We start from the raw sequence: 17,786 nt of genomic DNA on the forward strand, positions 1-17,786 counted from the left end.
GGCCGTCAGTGCTCGATGCCGGTGTTCTTCACGGGACCGGTGCTGGCGCGTACCCGCAGGGTGGTCGACAGGCGGACGTGGTCCGACGCGGCCTCGCCACGGAGCATCGTCAGCAGCATCTCGACCGCGCGGGACCCGAGTTCGGCCAGCGGCTGCGAGACGGTGGTGAGGGTGGTGTCGTGATCGATGCCTGGGGGACGTCGTCGAACCCGACGACGGACAGGTTCTCCGGCACCCGCAGGCCGAGCTCTGCCGCGGCCCGTAGCACACCGACGGCCGACGAGTCGTTCGCGGCGAACACCGCGGTCGGTCGCTCGTCCATCGTGAGCAGGTCCCGCGCGACGGCCGCGGACTGTTCCTCCTGGTAGTCGCCGTCGCGGACGAGCCGCTCGTCGATCGTGAGTCCGGCGGCGGTCAGTGCGGAGCGGTACCCGGCCTCGCGCAGCTGGGCGGACGCCAGGTCGACTCGGCCGCGCAGGTGCGCGATCCGGGTGTGCCCGAGCGCGAGCAGGTGCTCGACGGCCTGGACGGCCCCGCCCTCGTTGTCGGCGTCGACCGTCGCGTGGCCCTCGGGTCCGGTGTGCGGGTCGATCGCGACGACCGGGATCGACGAGCTGGACAGGGCGGTGGTCGGGGTGACGACGATGGCGCCGTCGATGAGGGTGCCGGACAGGCGTGACAGTGACCGGCGTTCCCAGCCCGGACGGTCGGCGCCGGTCATCAGGCCGGCGTAGGCGAGCAGCTCGTAGCCGGTGCCGGTCGTCGCGCTCGAGATGCCGCGCAGGAGCTCGGTCGAGAACGGCTCGAACTCGGGCACCAGGATGCCGACGACCCCGGTGCGGGAGCTCCGCAGGCTGCGGGCGACCAAGGACGTCTCGTAGCCGAGGTCGGCGACGACCTGCTGCACGCGGATCATCGTGGCCGCGGCGACGCCGTCGCGCTGGTTGATGACCTTCGACACGGTGGGGATCGAGACCCCCGCGACCCGTGCGACGTCGCCGATCGTCACCCGGCCGGCACCGGGACGCGCGCCGAGTGCCGAGTCCATGTGCTCACCGTACCGCTGATGGAGCGTCGAAACGGCGTAGAAAACGTTATCGATATCGATTGACAAGCGGCAGGAGCACCTGGCACGCTCTCCGCAGCGGCAGTGGATGTCGCTGCATGTCAACGACGACACGAGGAGTTCCACGATGACGAGGAAGATCCGTGCCGCGGCAGCCATCGCGCTGATCGGGGCGACAGCACTGGTGGCCACGGGCTGCTCGGCAGGCGGCAACGCGGCCGACGACGGCAACGGGAAGGTCACGATGACCTTCTGGCACAACTCCACCACCGGACCGGGCAAGGCCTACTGGGCCTCGACGGTCAAGGCGTTCGAGGCGAAGTACCCGAACGTCACCATCAAGACCCAGGCGATCCAGAACGAGGACCTGGACGGCAAGCTGCAGACCGCGCTCAACTCGGGCGACGGGCCGGACGTCTTCCTGCAGCGCGGTGGCGGCAAGATGGACGCGATGATCGCCGCCGGGCAGCTCATGGACATCTCCGACTCCATCAGCGCCGACGCGAAGAAGTCGATCAGCGCCGGGACGTTCGCGGGCTACGAGAAGGACGGCGCCACCTACGCCATGCCCGGCGCCGTGCTCCCCGAGGGCATCTGGTACTCGAAGGACCTGTTCCAGAAGGCCGGCATCGACGGCACTCCGACCACGATGGACGAGCTGAACGACGACATCGCAAAGCTCAAGGCCGCCGACATCGACCCCGTCGCCGTCGGCGCGAAGGACGCCTGGCCCGCCGCCCACTGGTACTACAACTTCGCGCTGCGCGAGTGCAGCCAGAAGACGCTCGAGGGCGCGGCGAAGTCGCTGAAGTTCGACAACGCCTGCTGGACGAAGGCCGGCGAGCAGCTCGAGGACTTCAACGCCACCGAGCCGTTCAACAACGGCTTCCTGACGACCGCTGCCCAGCAGGGTGCCGGCAGCTCCGCCGGTCTGCTGGCCAACCACAAGGCCGCCATGGAGCTCATGGGGGCGTGGGACCCGGGCGTGATCAGCTCGCTCACCCCGGACGGCAAGCCGCTGGCCGACCTCGGCTGGTTCCCGTTCCCGACCATCGACGGTGGCAAGGGTGACCCGAAGTCGATGATGGGCGGCGTCGACGGCAACTCCTGCTCGGCGAAGGCCCCGAAGAAGGCCTGCACGGACTTCCTCAACTTCATCGTGCAGAAGGACAACCAGGAGGCCTACTACACGGCGTTCCAGGCCATCCCGGTCAACCAGGAGGCCCAGTCGGTCGTCGACGCGGACTACCTCAAGTCGGCCCTCGCCGCCTACCAGGAGGCCCCGTTCGTGTCGCAGTACCTGGACACCCTGTACGGCCAGAACGTCGGCAACGCGCTGAACACCAGCGTCGTCGACCTGCTCGCCGGCAAGGGCAGCGCGAAGGACATCGTGGACACCACCAACCAGGCTGCGGCCAAGGGCTGACCATGACCCTCGACACCTCGCTCGGCACGACCCCGACCACCGGGTCGGACACGGCCGCGGGGACGTCCCCGGCGGGGAGCGGTACGCCGCTCCCCGCCGGACGGCGGTCCACGCGCCGCATCGCGGACTGGCGGAAGCGCGTCGAGATCGCGGTGCTCGCCGGCCCCGCGGTCATCGTCTTCGTCACCTTCGTGATCCTGCCCGTGGTGCTGGCCGCCTACTACGGGTTCTTCAAGTGGCAGGGCTACGGCCCGCCCACCGACTTCGTGGGGCTGCAGAACTACCTGATCATCTTCCAGGACAAGGCGTTCCACGCGGTCCTGATGCACAACGGCTTCATCGTCGTGCTGTCGCTCGTGCTGCAGGGGCCGATCGCCATCGTGCTCGCGCTCCTGCTCAACCAGAAGATGCACGGCCGCGGGCTCGTCCGCGTGCTCGTGTTCGTGCCGTACGTCATCTCCGAGGTGATCGTCGGCACCGGCTGGAGCCTGATGCTCCAGTCGAACGGCGCGGTGAACGACCTGCTCCAGGGCATGGGCCTCGGCGGGCTGCGGGCCGACTGGTTGTCCAACCCGGACATCGCCATCTGGACCCTGCTCGTGATCATCTCGTGGAAGTACATCGGCTTCGCGGTGATCCTGTTCCTGGCCGGCCTGCAGAGCATCCCCGAGGAGCTGTTCGAGGCGGCGGCCATCGACGGTGCCGGTTACTGGCAGATCCAGCGGCGGATCACCCTGCCGCTGCTCGGCCCCACCATCCGGATCTGGGCGTTCCTGTCGATCATCGGCTCACTGCAGCTGTTCGACCTCGTCTACATCATCTGGGGGCAGTACATCTCGTCGACCGCCGGCACCTCGACGATGGCGACGTACATGGTCGCCAACGGCCGCACGTCCGGCAACTTCGGCTTCGGCAGCGCCGTCGCCGTGGTCATGTTCGTGATCTCGCTCGCCGTCGCCCTGATCTACCAGCGCTTCGTGCTCCGCCGCGACACCGCGGGCGCACTCACCGAGAGGAAGAACTGATGGCCACCACGAGCATCGTCGCCCCCGGGCGGCGGGCCACTCGGGAGCGGCGGTCCAGCGCAGCCATCGGTCGCGCGAACCCGCTCACCTACCTGGTGGCGATCCTGTTCGTCGCCGCGAACCTCGCCCCGGTGCTGTACATCGTGCTGGGCGGCTTCCGGACGAACTCGCAGATCACCACGAGCCCGGCCGGGCTGCCAGCGCCGTTCGAGCTCGGCAACTACGGATCCGTCCTGTCCAGCGGGATCTTCTGGCAGCAGCTCGCGAACTCGACGATCAGCGCCGTGACCACCACCGCGGGCGTCGTCGTGCTCGGACTGATGGTGAGCTTCGTGCTCGCCCGGTACCGGTTCGCCGGCCGCGGTGCGCTGTACGCCCTGTTCGCCGCCGGTCTGATGTTCCCGATCACCGTCGCCATCACGCCGCTGTACCTGCTCGTGAAGGACCTCGGTCTGACGAACAGCCTGGCCGGCGTGATCCTGCCGCAGATCGCCTTCGCGCTGCCGACCACGGTCATCATCCTGGTGCCGTTCCTGCGGGCGATCCCGGACGAGCTCGAAGAGGCAGCGTCGATCGACGGCGCCAGCCGCCTCGGGTTCTTCTTCCGCATGGTCGTGCCGCTGTCGCTGCCGGGCGTCGTCACGGTCGGCATCCTGGCGTTCATCGCGAGCTGGAACAGCTACATCCTGCCGCTGTTCATCCTGAACAACGAGGGCAGCTACACACTGCCGCTCGGCGTGCAGGCGTTCTCGTCGCAGTACTCGGTCGACACGGCCAAGGTGCTGGCGTTCACGTCGATGTCGATGATCCCGGCACTGGTGTTCTTCACCATCTTCCAGCGCCGTATCGTCGGCGGCCTGACCGGGGCGGTGAAGGGGTGACGACGACGGACGCGACCCGGGACACCGGACGCCAGCCGCGCCTCCAGGACGACCACGACGCACCCGATGCGACCGGACCCGACCGCGCCACCGCCCTGCTCGCCGCCATGACCCTCGACGAGAAGGCGGCGCAGCTCGTCGGCTACTGGCTCGACCAGACCGGCGTCGTCGCGCCCATGCAGGGTGAGATGGCGGCGGCCGCCGACGGCCGCACCCTGGCGGACATCACCCGCGACGGCATCGGCCAGTTCACCCGCGTCTACGGCACCCGACCGGTCGAGCCCGACGACCGCGCGGCCTGGCTGTGGGCGGAACAGCGGCGACTCAAGCGCGAGACCCGGCTCGGGATCCCCGCGCTCGTGCACGAGGAGTGCCTGACCGGGCTCGCCGCGTGGAAGGCCGCGACGTTCCCCACCCCGCTGGCGTGGGTGCGGCCTTCGACCCGGAGCTGGTCGAGCAGGTCGGCGCCGCCATCGGCGCGTCGATGCGGCAGCTCGGCGTGCACCAGGGCCTGGCACCGGTCCTCGACGTGATCCGCGACCCGCGATGGGGGCGGGTCGACGAGTGCATCGGCGAGGACCCCTACCTGGTCGGCACCGTGGGGACCGCCTACGTGCGCGGCCTGCAGGCGGCCGGCGTCGACGCGACGCTCAAGCACTTCCTCGGGTACTCGGCCTCGCAGGCGGGCCGGAACCACGCGCCCGTGCACGCCGGACCGCGCGAGGTCGCCGACGTGTACCTGCCGCCGTTCGTGATGGCCCTGCGCGACGGGGGCGCCCGGAGCGTCATGAACTCGTACGCCGAGATCGACGGCGTGCCCGTCGCGGCGAACGGTGAACTGCTGACCGGCCTGCTGCGTGACGAACTCGGCTTCGACGGCACCGTCGTGGCGGACTACTTCTCGGTCGCGTTCCTCGAGGTCATGCACGGCATCGCCGCCGATCGTGGCGAAGCGGCGGCACTGGCCCTCGAGGCGGGCATCGACGTCGAGCTGCCCACCGGGGACGCGTACCTCGCGCCGCTCGTCGAACGGGTCCGCTCGGGGCTGCTCGACGAGGCCCTGCTCGACCGCGCGGTCCTGCGGGTGCTGCGGCAGAAGGAGCGACTGGGGCTGCTCGACCCGCAGGCGTTCGAGGACGAGCCGCCCACCGGCATCGACCTGGACACCCCGCGGCACCGATCGTTGGCGAAGCAGTTGGCGGCGCGGTCGCTGGTGCTGCTGTCGAACCGCGATGTGATCGCTGGCGCTGGCGCTGGCGCTGATTCTGGTTCTGGTTCTGGTGCTGGTTCTGGCGCTGGCGTGCCGGCCGCCGCGCCCGTCCTGCCGTTGCGGCGCGGGGCATCCGTGGCCGTCATCGGCCCGAACGCCGACCGCGCCGAAGCGCTGCAAGGCTGCTACTCGTTCGCCAACCACGTGCTCGCGTCGCACCCCGACCTGCCGCTCGGTTTCGCCATCCCGACCGTGCGCGAGGCGATGGTCGACGCCCTCGGCGACGACGCCGTGCGCTTCGCCGCGGGCTGCGCCGTCACCGGCTCCGACCGTGCCGGGTTCGCGGACGCCGTCGCCGTGGCCGCCGCGTCCGACGTCGCGGTCGTCGTCGTCGGCGACCAGGCCGGCCTGTTCGGCCGCGGCACCGTCGGCGAGGGGAACGACACCGAGTCGCTCGACCTGCCGGGCGTGCAACGCTCGCTCGTCGAGGCGGTCGTCGCCACCGGCACGCCGACCGTGATGGTGCTGCTCACAGGGCGGCCGTACGCCATCGGGTGGGCGCTCGACGGCGGCGGCGACGGCGTCGTCGCCGCCGGCCCGGCCGGCGCGGGACGTCCGGCCGCCGTCGTGCAGGCCTTCTTCCCCGGCGAGGAGGGCGGCACCGCCATCGCCGACCTGCTCACCGGCGCCGCGTCACCGTCCGGCCGCCTGCCCGTCTCGCTGCCCCGTGCCGCCGGTGCCCAGCCGTACACGTACCTGCACCCGCGGCTCGGCGGGCCGTCCGACGTCACCGCCGCCGACTCGACGCCGGTCCGCCCGTTCGGCTTCGGCCTCGGCTACACGACGTTCGCGTACGAGGAGCTGACGGTCGACGCGTCGGTGCCTTCCGACGGGTGGTTCGACGCCTCGGTGACCGTCCGGAACACGGGCGCACACGCGGGCGAGGACGTCGTCCAGCTCTACGGCCACGACGTGCACGGCAGCGTCACCCGACCCGAGGTCCAGCTGCTCGGCTACGCGCGCGTCGCGCTCGCCGCGGGGAGTCCACCCGGGTCCGCTTCCGCGTCCCCGTCCAGCGGTTCGCGTTCACCGACCGTCGCATGCGCCGGGTCGTCGAACCCGGTGCCGTGCAGGTCTGGGTCGCGTCCCACGCGGCGGCGTCACGACCGGGAGGCCCGGTGCCGGCAGGCGGGATCGTCGCGTCCGGCGACGGGCCGGTCCGACACCCCGTCCCCGGCTCCGCGACGGAGCGCGCCACGGTCGACGTGACGGGGCCGGTGCACGAGGTGACGCTGGACGACCCGCGGGTCGTCGAGTGGACGGTGGCCTGAACCGGGGCTGCGCCGACGGGGCGGGCCGTGCGGACGGATCAGGACGCACGGCCCGCCCCGGCAGCGCTACCGCGAACCCTGCTGCAGGGTCTCGGGCTGTGGCGGCAGGGGGCGATCGCTGTCGGCGACCCGGGTCAGCCGTGCTGCCAGTGGTCGGAAGAGCGCCGACAGCAGCACCTTGTCCGCCACACCCCGGGCGGCGAGCCCGAGCCGGGTCTGCGGGTACGCGAAGTGCACGATGCCCTTCGGGATGCCCTGGATCTTGTCGACCAGGGGGCGCATCCACGTGTCGAAGGCGTCGAGCGCGCGGTCGAGGTCCTCGTCCGCCGTGACCGATGCCGCCAGCACGTACCCGCTCGTCAGGGCGAGCGAAGCGCCACCGCCACCCATCGGTGTCACGCACCAGGCCGCATCGCCGATCACGCACACGCGGCCGCGGTGCCAGCGCGGCATCCGGATCTGGGTCAGCTCGTCCAGGTAGACGTCGTCCGAGCCGTCGAACCCGTCGAGCACGCGCTCGGTCTGCCAGCCGGCGTCGGCGTAGCGGGTCCGCAGTGTCGCCAGGGCCTCCGACCGCGAGCGGCCGACCAGGTCGTCGCCGCCGGCGTAGGCCAGGATCGCCCGCGTCGTGCCGTACGGGTCCGGGCGCAGGTGGACCTGACGCCCGCCGACAGCGTTGTACCAGCGCCAGCGGTCGTCGTCGGACGGCGTGCGCGGGATCGTCCCGAAGACCATGGTCACCCCGAGGTCCCGCTCGTCGACCTCGCCCTCCGCGGCGAAGAGCCGGTCGCGGGTCCGGGAGCGGACGCCCTCGGCGATGACCACGAGGTCGGCGTCGAGCACCCGTCCGGCGTCGGTGGTCACGGTCGCCCGGCGTCCGCCGGCCTGGTCGTCGACGTCCTGGATCGTCTCGCCGTAGACGATGCTGACGCCGTCGGGCAGGTCGTCGAGGATCACCCGGGCGAAGTCGCCGCGCAGGACCTCGAGCTCTGCGGTGGCACCGTCCGGGCCGTCGGAGGGCAGCTCGGACCGGACCTTGCCGTCACGATCGACGATCACCGTCCCGGTCTCGGTCGTGTTGCGTGCGCGGACGGCGTCGACCAGGCCCATGCGCTCGAGCACCTCGCGAGCGACGCCGCGGACGTCGACGTTCTGCCCGCCGTCGCGGAAGGACGGCGCACGTTCGATCACCGTCACCTGCCACCCGACGTGGCGCAACCACCAGGCGGCGGACAGGCCTGCGATGCTGGCTCCGGAGATCACTGCGTGCTGTGAGGTCATGCTTTACAGTAAAGCGACTGCACAGTAAAGGAACCTGGATGCCCGACATCGACCCCCTCACCACGGTGTGGTCCGACGACGAGGTGGCCGTCATGCACGCGCTGCGCGACTGGGCCGTCACCTTCGACGAACTCCAGCGCCACCTGTCGTCGTGGATCGGTCTGCCCGGTTCCGACGCGAACGCCCTCGGGCAGATCGTGTGGGCGGACCAGGCCGGCGAGCCACTCTCCCCGGCGCAGTTGGCCCGGCGGATCGGCATGACGTCGGGCGCCACGTCGGTACTGCTCGACCGCCTCGAGGGGGCCGGGCACGTCACCCGGCACCGCGAGAGCGCCGACCGACGGCGGGTCACCCTGCGGCCGACCGAGTCCGCGCGAGCCGAGAGCGGGCGGTTCCTCGCGTTCTCCGGTGCCGAGATCGCCGCCACGGTGAGGGACACCGATCCTGAGGAGACGCGGGTCGTCCTGGCGTTCCTGCGACGCATGACCGACGCCGCCGCGTCGGCGAACGGTCGCCTGCAGGCACGCTGAGGGAACCGACGGGCGGCGTCGCCGCGCTCAGTGCTCCTTGACGAGCGCCTCGACGTTGTTGCCGTCGGGGTCGCTCACGAACGCCGTGTAGGCGCGGTACTCGGGCCAGTACCGAGGCTCGTGGCGCGAGAGCCCGCCGGACGCGACGGCCGCCCGGTGGAACGCATCGACCTCGGTGCGGCTCGCCGCCTCGAACGCCAGGTGCAGACCACGGGTCACCGCCGCCGTCGTGGGTGCGGTCTCGAGCGAGACGCTCGGGGTGTCCTGGCCGGTGGTCCAGTACTCGGCGACGGACTCGGTGCGGTAGCCCGCCTCGACCCCCAGTGGCGCGAGTGCCGCCGTGTAGAACGCCTCGCTCGCGGCGAAGTCGCTGGCGAAGACCCCGAGGTGGTGGATGAGGCGACGGCTCGGCATGGCTCGAACCTAGCCGCCCGGTCGAGCCGTTCGCCCGTGCCAGACTGGCCGGGTGACGACGGGGATCGACGACCTGCCGGAGCGGCGCCCCACCGGTGGCCGCCTGCCGACGATGCGCGACGTCGCCGAGCACGTCGGGATGTCCCGGCAGCTCGTTTCGCTCGTGCTCCGCGGTGCGCCCGGTCCCAGCGCCGAGTCCCGCGACCGGATCCTCGCCGCGGCCGCTGAGCTCGGCTACCGGCCGCACACCTCGGCCCGGCTGCTCCGCGAGGGCCGCACGCGGCTCATCGGCGCGGTCTTCAGCATGCGCAACCCGTTCCAGGTGCGGTTCGTCGAACGGCTCTTCGCGCGTGCGGCCGAGCAGGGCTTCGGCGTCGCCCTCGGGCCCGCCGGCGCCGAGCGCTCCACGGACCAGGTGGTGGCCGACCTGCTCGGCGAACGCGTCGAGGCCCTCGTCGTGTTCAACCCCGACCCCGACGCGACCGCGCTCGAGGAGGCGAGCCGTCTCGTGCCGGTCGTGCTCCTCGGTGAGTGGACTGATGCCCCGTACGCCGACAACGTGCACGTGGACGAGGTCGGTGGGCTCCGCGCGGCGGTCGAGCACCTGGTCGACCTGGGGCACCGCCGCATCGCGTATGTCGGTGGCGAGGACGGGCTGGTCGGCCGCGATCGTGCGACCGCCTACCGCGACGCGATGCAGGGCGCCGGACTCGCAGCCGAGACCGACGTCGTCCCCAGCGGCTTCAGCGAAGAGGATGGCGCCGCAGCCGCCCGCACGCTCGTCGCCCGCGACGCCCTGCCCTCCGCCGTGGTCTGCTGCGGTGACCAGTGCGCCACCGGCCTGCTCGCCGTCTTCGCGCAGCACGGGGTCGACGTGCCGGGGCGGGTGTCGGTGGTCGGCTTCGACGACAGCTACCTCGCGTCGCTCAGCTACCACCGCCTGACGTCGGTGCACCAGGACGTCGAGGCGACGGTCGACGCGGCCGTCGCTGCGGTCCTCGACCGGACCTCGGGTGACGGTGGTGAGCGACGTCGGGTCGCGACACCGACCGGCCTCGTGGTGCGCGAGTCGACGGGTCCCGTCGCGCGCTGACCCGGAACGACATTGTGGTCGTCGCACGACGTCCACCATGTCGTTCCGCATCGCCCACACGTCGTTTGGCTCGTGCTAACCTCGCCACCATGATCCCGAGCGCCCTGCCTGAACCCGACGTCTTCACCGCCGACTCCGGCGAGCCCGCCCTGCGTTGGGGCATCGTCGGCCCCGGCTGGATCGCCGGTGAGTTCGCCGACGCGCTCGGTGCCCACACCGCCCAACGCGTCGTCGCGGTGGCCTCACGTTCGCTCGACCGGGCCGAACGGTTCGCCGCGGAACGGGGGATCGAGGACGCGCTCGGCAGCGTCGACGCACTGCTGGCACGGTCCGACGTCGACGTCGTGTACATCGCGACGCCGCAGAGCGACCACGCGCCGACCGCCCTCGCCGCGATCGCCGCCGGCAAGCACGTCCTGGTCGAGAAGCCCTTCACGGCGACCGCTGCCGAAGCCCGTGCGGTCGCCGATGCCGCCCGCGCAGCCGGCGTGTTCGTCATGGAGGCGATGTGGAGCCGCTACCTGCCGCAGGCATCGGTGCTCCGCACCCTGCTGGCGGACGGTGCGCTCGGTGCGGTGCGCAGCGTGCTCGCCGACCACGGCCAGGCGATCCCGTTCGGCCCGGACCACCGGCTGTTCCGTCCGGAGCTCGGCGGGGGAGCGCTGCTCGACCTCGGCATCTACACCGTGCAGTTCGCCTCGATGGTGCTCGGGTCCCTGGACCGCGTCACGGCACGGGGCCGGATGACCGAGTCCGGCGTCGACGCCTCCGGCTCACTCGTCCTCGAACACGGCGCCGCCCAGGCCGTCCTGCACACGACCATCGCCGCGCGGACGCCGACGACCGCGTCGATCGCCGGCACCGAGGGCACGATCGACTTCGCCGGACCGTTCTACAACCCGACGACCTTCACGATCTCGGCAGCAGCACACGGTTCGCCCGCCCTGCACTGGCAGGACCCGACACCCCTGCGGGGCTTTGCCGCCCTGGCCTGGGAAGCCACCGCCCTGGCACGCTTCGTCGGCGAGGGGCGGACGGAGTCCCCGTTCCACACCCTCGACGAGACGATCTCGATCCTCGAGACCATCGACACCGCCCGCGCGCAGATCGCCACGGGTTGAGCAGGAGACGACGATGTCCGACCGCATCACCACCCTCGAACAGCAGGAGCGCGACCTCGTGCTCGACGCCTTCACCCACGACGACGCCTGGGAGCTGGGCTCCCTGATCCGCGGCATCGCCCACGAGGCCGGCCACGCCGTCGGCATCGACATCCGGCGTCCTGGCCTCGGGCTGTTCCGCGCGGCGACCCCGGGCATCACCCCGGACCAGCACGTCTGGATCGACCGCAAGGCCGCGGTGGTGCTCCGGATGGAGCAGTCGAGTGCGCTCGTCGACGCCCGGTTGTCCGCCGCCGGGGTCGATCCCGCCGCGATCGGGTGGCTCGGCGCCGAGTACGCCGTGACCGGAGGGTCGTTCCCGATCCGGGTCCGCGGTGCCGGTGTGGTCGCGGCCGCGACGGCCTCCGGCCTGTCCTCGATGGAGGACCACGACCTGGTCGTCGCTGGCCTGCGCGCGTTCCTCGCCTTGCGTCCCTGACGCGACCAGATACGGACGGGAGGCCCGGTGCCAGCTGGCACCGTGCCTCCTGTCCGTCACCCGGTCCCGTCCGCGACCCGTGAGGTTCCACGACCCGCCGCTCACGTTCCCCGAGGTTCCGCGGACGGCCCCCGGGCGCCCCGAGATGCGACGATTTCGGAACCCGGGTGGTTGCCTTCGCAGCCCGCGTCCGCGACCCGTGAGGTTCCACGACCCGCCGCTCACGTTCCCCGAGGTTCCGCGGACGGCCCCTGGGCGCCCCGAGATGCGAGGATTTCGGAACCTGGGGACGCCCAGCGGACGCCCGCTCAGCCGGGCAGGGGCACGAAGTCGAACTCCTGGAACGACGCGACCTCGTCCGCCCAGCGGGTGGCGACGAAGCGCTGGTGCGCGGGGTGCGCGTCGTACGCCGAGTAGGTGTCCTGGTCGGCGAACACCATCGAGAACTGGAACCGGAAGTCGCTCTGCGTGGACACCTGGCGCGACACCGTGAAGTCCTGCACGCCGGGGATCGCCGGCAGGGTGTCGCGGGCGGTCTCGAGGAACGCGGCCTCGTGCGGGGAGCCGGCGGCGTGGACGAGCGTGAAGCAGACGGTGTGGACGATCATGCGGGGTCTCCGGTGGGGTAGTCGACGAAGGCGAAGGCGGACCCGTCGGGAGCCCACCCGTTGACGTTGAGGGTGCCCTGCCCGCCGTCGAGCTCGACGACGGTCTCGGCTGCCTGCCAGACCTCGGGTCCCCAGGCGCTGACGGATCCGTCACCGGTGACGAGGCGCAGCCGCACGCGCTCGTCGGCCGGGTGCCCCTCGGTGCCGGGCGGGAACGACAGGTAGACGGCGGCGTCGTCGGTCGGGGCGGGGTGCGGGAACCAGTTGACGTGCTCGTCGACCGTGAGCTGCTCGATCCCGGTGCCGTCCGGTCGGATCCGGGCGATCTGCGCGTGCCCCGGTGTGGACTCGAACAGCTCGGTGTTGAACAGGATCCACGCGCCGTCCGGCGTCCACTCCGGGCCGTCGGCAGCGGCGGGGTCCGTCGTCACGGCGCGGTCCGCGCCGCCGTCGACGCCCATCACCCGGATCGTCCCCGAGGACCAGACGGCGTCACCGGACGGTTCGAGCCGGACGTAGGCGAGCTCGGAGCCGTCGGGGCTGACGCCGTGCAGGAAGTGCAGGCCGCCGTCGTCCGCGGTGACCCGGGTCGCTGCGCCGCCGGCGAGCGGGGCGCTCCAGATGTGGAAGTCGTTCGCGCTGACGTGCACGGTGACGCCGTCGGGATCGAGCACGTGGTCGTTGTTGAGCGGCGGGACGCCCTCGATCGCGACGTGCTCCGGAGCTGCGGCGCCGTCGGCCGGCATGGTCCAGAGCGCCCCGTCGCCGTTCAGCACGAGGCGGCCGTCGGTGGTCCAGTTCGGCGCTTCGTAGAGCCGCTCGGCGGACTCGTGCACGGTCGTCACACTGCGATCGGCTCGGTGCCAGATCCGGATCCGGCAAGTCTGGCCCGGTGCGAGCACACGACCAGGGGCTTCATCGTCGAGGGGCATGGCACACCTTCCGCAGTGAATGTTGGCTCGTGACAACCCTACCGGTTCAGGGAGTCCGGATCGTGACCATGACTGGCGGCGGCGGTCGTCGCGCGGAACCCCCGGTCGAGGAACGCGATGATCCACCCGAAGCTCGTGTCGACGTCGGTGCGCATCTGGAACCCGCCCGACGTCTCGATGGTCGCGAAGCCGTGCAGGACACTGCGCAGCAGGCGGAGCGCGTGCACCTCGTCGGCGGGGTCGAGCCCGTAGCCGCGCAGCGCCGCTGCGAACGAGGCGAGGGTGCGCTCCAGGGCGACGGCCAACGGGTCGTCCGGCCCGGTGGGACGGATCCCGACCGTCGCCTCGTACCGACCGGGGTGCCGCTGCACGTACCGGCGGACGGTCTGCGCGGCCGCCTCGACGGCGTCGCGCCCGGCGAGCCCCTGCATCGCGTCGCGCAGGTCGTCGCCGAGTTCGTTCGCGGCGAGGATCGCGATCCGGCGGGTCAGGTCGGTGAGCCCGTCGACGTGCTTGTACAGCGACGGCGACTTCACGCCGAGCCGCTCGGCGACGACGCTCATGCTCAGCCGTGCGAGCCCGATCTCGTCGGCCAGCCCGCCGCGGCGGTGGTGACGGCGGCGGGGTCGAGTCCTGCCCTAGCCACGGTGGCCACCGGACCGGCGCGAGCGTGCGGCCGAGGAAGGGGAGCACGAGCGCGAGGACCTCGGTCGGGGTCTCGGTGTGCGGGTAGTGGCCTGCACCGTCGATGACGGCCAGCTCGCCGAGCCCGTCGGACAGGTCGGCCAGGACCCGCTCGCCCTCGGCCCGCGGGACGGCCCAGTCCGGGTCGGCGCTGCCCTCGATGACCAGGACCGGGCACTGCACGTCCGCCAGCCGTGCCCCGGCGTCGGCGGGTGAGGTCTTCGTCATCGCGCGCAGCACCGCCATCCGCTCCGGCTGCCGCAGCGTCGACTCGATGCGGCCCAGTTCCTCGGTCCAGTCGGTCGGCTTCGTCGGCACGGCGAGGTCCAGGTAGGCCAGCCAGCCGGCCAGGCTCCCGGTCGTCATCACCTTGGCGAGCTGGAACGTGCCGGCACGGTGGTGGCGGTTCCGGAGCAGGCCGCCGAGGTCGAACGACTGCTTGCGCGTGAACGGCGCGAGCTCGACGATGCCGGTGACGACGTCGGGGGCATCGGCGGCGGCGATGGTGGCCGCCCCGCCGCTGATCGACTGCCCGACGATGACCGCGGGGCCGCCGAGGTGCCGGACGACGGCGACCAGGTCGCGGGCGATGTCGGCGCGCTGGTACGACGGCCAGGCGGTGCTCGAGTCGCCGCACCCGCGGATGTCGACGTTCGCCACCCGGTAGCCGGCGGCGACGAGTTCGGGGACCAGGAACCGGTACGCGTGCCGGCTGTCGCCCATGCCGTGTGCGAGGACGACGAGCGGTCCGTCGCCGCTGACGTCGTACGCGATGGTGCCGTCGTCGGTGCGCAGGTGTTCGAGCATGACTGCCTCCATGGCTAAGTGTGTTAGCTAAAGCTAAGACCATTAGCCTACGCTGTCAAGCCCGCCACGGCGGTTGCGTCGCGCGGCGGCGGACGGGAGGCCCGTGGCGGGCCCGCACCGAGGCCTCCCGTCCGCTCGTCGGTCGCCGTCAGTGCACCGTGACCAGCGTGTCGGACAGGTCCAGGGACCAGACGGCGACCCCGGTCAGGCCGAGCCGCTCGGCGAGGGCCACGCGCTCGCGCAGCGACCGCGCGTCGGACCACCAGAGCACCTCGCCGCTGGGCAGGGCCGCCGTCCACTCGCCTGTTGTCGCGTTCCAGGTCGGGGTGACGCCGGCCTTCCGGACGCGACGACGGGCCTGGTCGTCGGACAGTTGCCCCGCCGGTCGCGGCCCCTTCCAGTGGTAGCCGTACCCGGCGACGCCGAGCACGATCTGGTCGGCGGGCGCGAGGGTGGCGAGCGCCCTGGCGGACTCCGCCGCCCAGGGCAACGACCCGACCGGCCCCGGTGCGTCCGGCTCCCACGGGCCGTGCTGGTCGTAGGCCATCAGTGTGAGGTGGTCCAGCGGAGCGCGGAGTGCCCGGAGGTCGTACCCCATGCGCGCGTACCCGGCCGCGGTCGTCGACGCCGACAGGGCGATGTCGAGCCGGACGTCGTCGCCGACCGCCGCACGGAGCTCCCGCGCGAAGGCCGTCAAACCCGCCGTGTCGGCCGCGGTCAACGCCTCGAGGTCGATCATGACCGAGTCCCACCCGCCGGATCGCACGTCGGTCGCGAGCGCGCGGACGACGTGGGAGCGGTTGGCGGGGACCGGAGCATCCTCCGGGCGATCGGCTCGCTGAAGTCGCCGTCGGCGTAGTTGCTGACGAGCAGCTGCGCCTCGAGCCCGCGGGCGTGCGCCCGGTCGCGCTGTGTCCTGGCCTCGGGAGACGGTGCGGTGACGCGCTCGCCGGTCCGGCTCAGCAGCAGCCCGTCGACGCCGACGACGTCCAACGCCGATGCGCTGGCGTCGATCAGCCCGGGGTCCGCTCCCTCCGGCTGGAAGCCCGTCACGTCGAACCAGGCGGGCGTGCTGACGTCCGCGCCCGTGGGACCGGCGCCCACGCCCGCGGGGCCGGCGCACCCGGACAGGACGAGGCCCGCGGTCAGGGCGACGGCGAAGCATGCGGAACGCGGCCTGGTGATCACGCCCCGAGTGTGTCAGGCCGGAGCAGCCGCCGCGTCGACCGGTGTGCTGAACTGCTCGACCAGCGTCCGCTTCAGGACCTTGCCGCTCGGTCCGAGGGGCAGGGCGTCGACCACGTGCACGACGCGCGGGAACTTGTACGCCGCGATCTCGTCGGACACGAAGTGGACGAGCTCGTCCGGACTGACGGTCGCGCCGGCTCGGAGCACCACGGCGGCCTCGATCTCCTGGCCGTGCAGCTCGTGCGGGACGCCGAAGACCGCCGCCATGGTGACGTCCGGGTGCGTCGCCAGTACTTCTTCGACCTGCCGCGGGTACACGTTGTAGCCGTTGCGGATGATCATGTCCTTGGTGCGGTCGACGATCGTCAGGAACCCGTCGTCGTCCTTCGTGCCGAGGTCGCCGGTGCGGAACCACCCGTCGACGATCGCCGCGTCGGTGTCCTCCGGCCGGTCCAGGTACCCGTTCATCAGGTTGTGCCCGCGGATGACGAGCTCACCGATCTCGCCGTGCGGCAGCAGCACGATCGCGTCGGGCGTGGCCGGGTCGGCGATCTCGACGTCGACACCCCACACGGGCGTCCCGATCGTCCCCGGTCGCGGCGCTCGGCCGACGTGGTTGAAGGTGGCCACGGGCGACGTCTCGGTCAGGCCGTAGCCCTCGTGGATCGGCGCGTCGAACACCGTCTGGAACCGCTCGAGGACGGCCAACAGCAGCAGACGCCCCGCCCGAGATCGCGTAGCGCAGGTCCGGTCTCGCGTCGTTGCGGGTCGCGGCGTCGAGCAGTGCCATGTACATCGTCGGCACCCCCATGAAGATCTCGCAGCCGTGCTCGACCATCGCCGACAGCGCTGCGTCGCCGTCGAACTTCGGGAGCATCACGATGGTGGCGCCCGCGCGGAACCCCGTGTTCATCGTGCAGGTCTGACCGAACGTGTGGAACAGCGGGAGCGCCCCGAGCAGGACGTCGCCGCGGTGCATGTCGAAGGTGCTCATCAGGTTCGTGTTGACCTGTTCGAGCAGGGCGAAGTGCGAGCCCTCTGCACCCTTCGGCTTGCCGGTGGTCCCGCTCGTGTACAGGATCGTCGCGGTGTCGAAGGGGTCGCGGGGGACGTAGGTGTCGAGGGGTTCGGCTGCCGCGGCCAGGGCCTCGAGGCGGTCCGGGCCGTCGTGGCCGTCGTGGCCGTCGTGGCTGTCGCGGTCGTCGTGGTCGGCCGGTGCGAGGACCGTGATGACGTCGACGCCGGCAAGCTCGGCACCGGCTGCGCCCTCGGCCAGCAGCGGGGCAGCGCAGACGAGCAGCATGGCGCCGCTGTCCTGCAGCAGGTACTCGATCTCGCGCCGCTTGAGCAGCGCGTGCACGGGGACGACGACGGCGCCGAGTGCGAGCGTGGCGTAGTAGACGCGGGCGAAGTCCGCGACGTTCGGCACGAGCATCGCCACGCGCGATCCCTCGGTGACCCCGCGGGCCCGGAGTGCTCCGGCGTAGGCGAGGGTCTCGGACCACAGCTCGGCGTAGGTGGTGCGGTGGTCACCGACGATCACGGCGACGTCGTCCGGGTACCGCGCGGCGGACTCGGCCAGGATCGCGGCGACCGAGGCGGTGGCTCGGGTCGGTCTGGGGGTGCCGTGGTGAGCGGTGGTGGTGGGCTCGGTGCGCGTCATTCCGGTCTCCGTCTTCGGTGACGAGTGGTTCCCCGGATCATACGTCCG

At 71.8% G+C, this 17,786-nt stretch carries 14 protein-coding genes and 4 pseudogenes; 8 read left to right on the forward strand and 10 right to left on the reverse strand.

The window, feature by feature from the left end:
• Nucleotides 1-5: 5 nt before the first annotated feature.
• Nucleotides 6-1,225 (reverse strand): annotated as a pseudogene (locus ACZZ0J_RS16715) (LacI family DNA-binding transcriptional regulator).
• Here ACZZ0J_RS16715 and ACZZ0J_RS16720 point away from each other — a divergent pair.
• From ACZZ0J_RS16720 to ACZZ0J_RS16735, 4 genes and pseudogenes are all read left to right on the forward strand, one after another.
• The gene (locus ACZZ0J_RS16720; RefSeq protein ID WP_194648823.1) at nt 1,194-2,492 is read left to right on the forward strand and encodes an ABC transporter substrate-binding protein; all 1,299 of its coding nucleotides are present in this window, start codon (nt 1,194-1,196) and stop codon (nt 2,490-2,492) included. The pseudogene ACZZ0J_RS16715 and the gene ACZZ0J_RS16720 sit on opposite strands and share 32 nt — an antisense overlap.
• A gap of 2 nt (nt 2,493-2,494) precedes the next feature.
• Nucleotides 2,495-3,517 carry a carbohydrate ABC transporter permease gene (locus tag ACZZ0J_RS16725; protein WP_123313216.1) on the forward strand — a complete coding sequence of 341 codons (1,023 nt, stop codon included), beginning with the start codon at nt 2,495-2,497 and terminating at the stop codon, nt 3,515-3,517.
• Nucleotides 3,517-4,398 carry a carbohydrate ABC transporter permease gene (locus ACZZ0J_RS16730; RefSeq protein ID WP_123313217.1) on the forward strand — a complete coding sequence of 294 codons (882 nt, stop codon included), beginning with the start codon at nt 3,517-3,519 and terminating at the stop codon, nt 4,396-4,398. The genes ACZZ0J_RS16725 and ACZZ0J_RS16730 overlap by 1 nt, the downstream gene beginning before the upstream one ends.
• 107 nt (nt 4,399-4,505) lie before the next feature.
• A pseudogene (locus ACZZ0J_RS16735) lies at nt 4,506-6,939 on the forward strand (glycoside hydrolase family 3 N-terminal domain-containing protein).
• A gap of 66 nt (nt 6,940-7,005) precedes the next feature.
• On the opposite strand, the gene ACZZ0J_RS16740 reads toward ACZZ0J_RS16735, so the two are convergent.
• Nucleotides 7,006-8,220, reverse strand: a complete 1,215-nt coding sequence (locus tag ACZZ0J_RS16740) for an FAD-dependent monooxygenase (protein WP_159573313.1) — start codon at nt 8,218-8,220, stop codon at nt 7,006-7,008.
• Between the two features lie 38 nt (nt 8,221-8,258).
• Here ACZZ0J_RS16740 and ACZZ0J_RS16745 point away from each other — a divergent pair, with 38 nt between their 5' ends.
• Nucleotides 8,259-8,750 carry a MarR family winged helix-turn-helix transcriptional regulator gene (locus ACZZ0J_RS16745; RefSeq protein WP_123340594.1) on the forward strand — a complete coding sequence of 164 codons (492 nt, stop codon included), beginning with the start codon at nt 8,259-8,261 and terminating at the stop codon, nt 8,748-8,750.
• Nucleotides 8,751-8,777: 27 nt separating this feature from the next.
• On the opposite strand, the gene ACZZ0J_RS16750 is transcribed toward ACZZ0J_RS16745, so the two are convergent.
• Nucleotides 8,778-9,164: a VOC family protein gene (locus tag ACZZ0J_RS16750; RefSeq protein ID WP_123313220.1), complete on the reverse strand. Its 387-nt coding sequence runs from the start codon at nt 9,162-9,164 to the stop codon at nt 8,778-8,780.
• A 52-nt stretch (nt 9,165-9,216) separates the two neighbouring features.
• Here ACZZ0J_RS16750 and ACZZ0J_RS16755 point away from each other — a divergent pair, with 52 nt between their 5' ends.
• The 3 genes from ACZZ0J_RS16755 to ACZZ0J_RS16765 all read left to right on the forward strand — a co-directional run bounded on the left by ACZZ0J_RS16755 (nt 9,217) and on the right by ACZZ0J_RS16765 (nt 11,856).
• Nucleotides 9,217-10,257, forward strand: coding sequence for a LacI family DNA-binding transcriptional regulator (locus tag ACZZ0J_RS16755; protein WP_463437760.1), 1,041 nt, complete (start codon nt 9,217-9,219; stop codon nt 10,255-10,257).
• Between the two features lie 89 nt (nt 10,258-10,346).
• On the forward strand, nt 10,347-11,378 hold the full coding sequence (locus tag ACZZ0J_RS16760; RefSeq protein ID WP_463437761.1) for a Gfo/Idh/MocA family protein: 1,032 nt from the start codon (nt 10,347-10,349) through the stop codon (nt 11,376-11,378).
• Nucleotides 11,379-11,391: 13 nt separating this feature from the next.
• Nucleotides 11,392-11,856 carry a heme-degrading domain-containing protein gene (locus ACZZ0J_RS16765; protein WP_463437762.1) on the forward strand — a complete coding sequence of 155 codons (465 nt, stop codon included), beginning with the start codon at nt 11,392-11,394 and terminating at the stop codon, nt 11,854-11,856.
• A 308-nt stretch (nt 11,857-12,164) separates the two neighbouring features.
• Here the strand turns inward: ACZZ0J_RS16765 and ACZZ0J_RS16770 are convergent, their stop codons facing one another.
• The 7 genes and pseudogenes from ACZZ0J_RS16770 to ACZZ0J_RS16800 form a co-directional block, all read right to left on the reverse strand.
• Nucleotides 12,165-12,464 carry a Dabb family protein gene (locus tag ACZZ0J_RS16770; protein WP_463437763.1) on the reverse strand — a complete coding sequence of 100 codons (300 nt, stop codon included), beginning with the start codon at nt 12,462-12,464 and terminating at the stop codon, nt 12,165-12,167.
• A complete protein-coding gene (locus tag ACZZ0J_RS16775; RefSeq protein ID WP_463438215.1) occupies nt 12,461-13,309 on the reverse strand; it encodes a TolB family protein in 849 nt (282 codons plus the stop codon). The genes ACZZ0J_RS16770 and ACZZ0J_RS16775 overlap by 4 nt, the downstream gene beginning before the upstream one ends.
• Nucleotides 13,310-13,434: 125 nt before the next feature.
• Nucleotides 13,435-13,959, reverse strand: a complete 525-nt coding sequence (locus tag ACZZ0J_RS16780) for a TetR-like C-terminal domain-containing protein (RefSeq protein WP_463438216.1) — start codon at nt 13,957-13,959, stop codon at nt 13,435-13,437.
• Nucleotides 13,960-14,152: 193 nt separating this feature from the next.
• A pseudogene (locus ACZZ0J_RS16785) lies at nt 14,153-14,899 on the reverse strand (alpha/beta fold hydrolase); the annotation flags it as partial.
• Nucleotides 14,900-15,035: 136 nt separating this feature from the next.
• Nucleotides 15,036-15,653: a glycosyl hydrolase family 18 protein gene (locus tag ACZZ0J_RS16790; RefSeq protein ID WP_463437764.1), complete on the reverse strand. Its 618-nt coding sequence runs from the start codon at nt 15,651-15,653 to the stop codon at nt 15,036-15,038.
• Nucleotides 15,623-16,075 carry a hypothetical protein gene (locus ACZZ0J_RS16795; RefSeq protein WP_463437765.1) on the reverse strand — a complete coding sequence of 151 codons (453 nt, stop codon included), beginning with the start codon at nt 16,073-16,075 and terminating at the stop codon, nt 15,623-15,625. Before ACZZ0J_RS16795 ends, ACZZ0J_RS16790 begins: the two co-directional genes overlap by 31 nt.
• Before the next feature lie 12 nt (nt 16,076-16,087).
• Nucleotides 16,088-17,738 (reverse strand): annotated as a pseudogene (locus tag ACZZ0J_RS16800) (long-chain-fatty-acid--CoA ligase).
• Nucleotides 17,739-17,786 lie beyond the last annotated feature (48 nt).

Source organism: Curtobacterium sp. AC272, from assembly GCF_979258155.1.

Bases quoted from the DNA above. Each gene is read 5' to 3' on its own strand.
- ACZZ0J_RS16740 (WP_159573313.1), bottom strand. From the start codon at position 8,220: ATGACCTCACAGCACGCAGTGATCTCCGGAGCCAGCATCGCAGGCCTG.
- ACZZ0J_RS16770 (WP_463437763.1), bottom strand. From the start codon at position 12,464: ATGATCGTCCACACCGTCTGCTTCACGCTCGTCCACGCCGCCGGCTCC.
- ACZZ0J_RS16765 (WP_463437762.1), top strand. From the start codon at position 11,392: ATGTCCGACCGCATCACCACCCTCGAACAGCAGGAGCGCGACCTCGTG.
- ACZZ0J_RS16760 (WP_463437761.1), top strand. From the start codon at position 10,347: ATGATCCCGAGCGCCCTGCCTGAACCCGACGTCTTCACCGCCGACTCC.
- ACZZ0J_RS16750 (WP_123313220.1), bottom strand. From the start codon at position 9,164: ATGCCGAGCCGTCGCCTCATCCACCACCTCGGGGTCTTCGCCAGCGAC.
- ACZZ0J_RS16780 (WP_463438216.1), bottom strand. From the start codon at position 13,959: ATGAGCGTCGTCGCCGAGCGGCTCGGCGTGAAGTCGCCGTCGCTGTAC.
- ACZZ0J_RS16730 (WP_123313217.1), top strand. From the start codon at position 3,517: ATGGCCACCACGAGCATCGTCGCCCCCGGGCGGCGGGCCACTCGGGAG.
- ACZZ0J_RS16725 (WP_123313216.1), top strand. From the start codon at position 2,495: ATGACCCTCGACACCTCGCTCGGCACGACCCCGACCACCGGGTCGGAC.
- ACZZ0J_RS16720 (WP_194648823.1), top strand. From the start codon at position 1,194: ATGACGAGGAAGATCCGTGCCGCGGCAGCCATCGCGCTGATCGGGGCG.
- ACZZ0J_RS16745 (WP_123340594.1), top strand. From the start codon at position 8,259: ATGCCCGACATCGACCCCCTCACCACGGTGTGGTCCGACGACGAGGTG.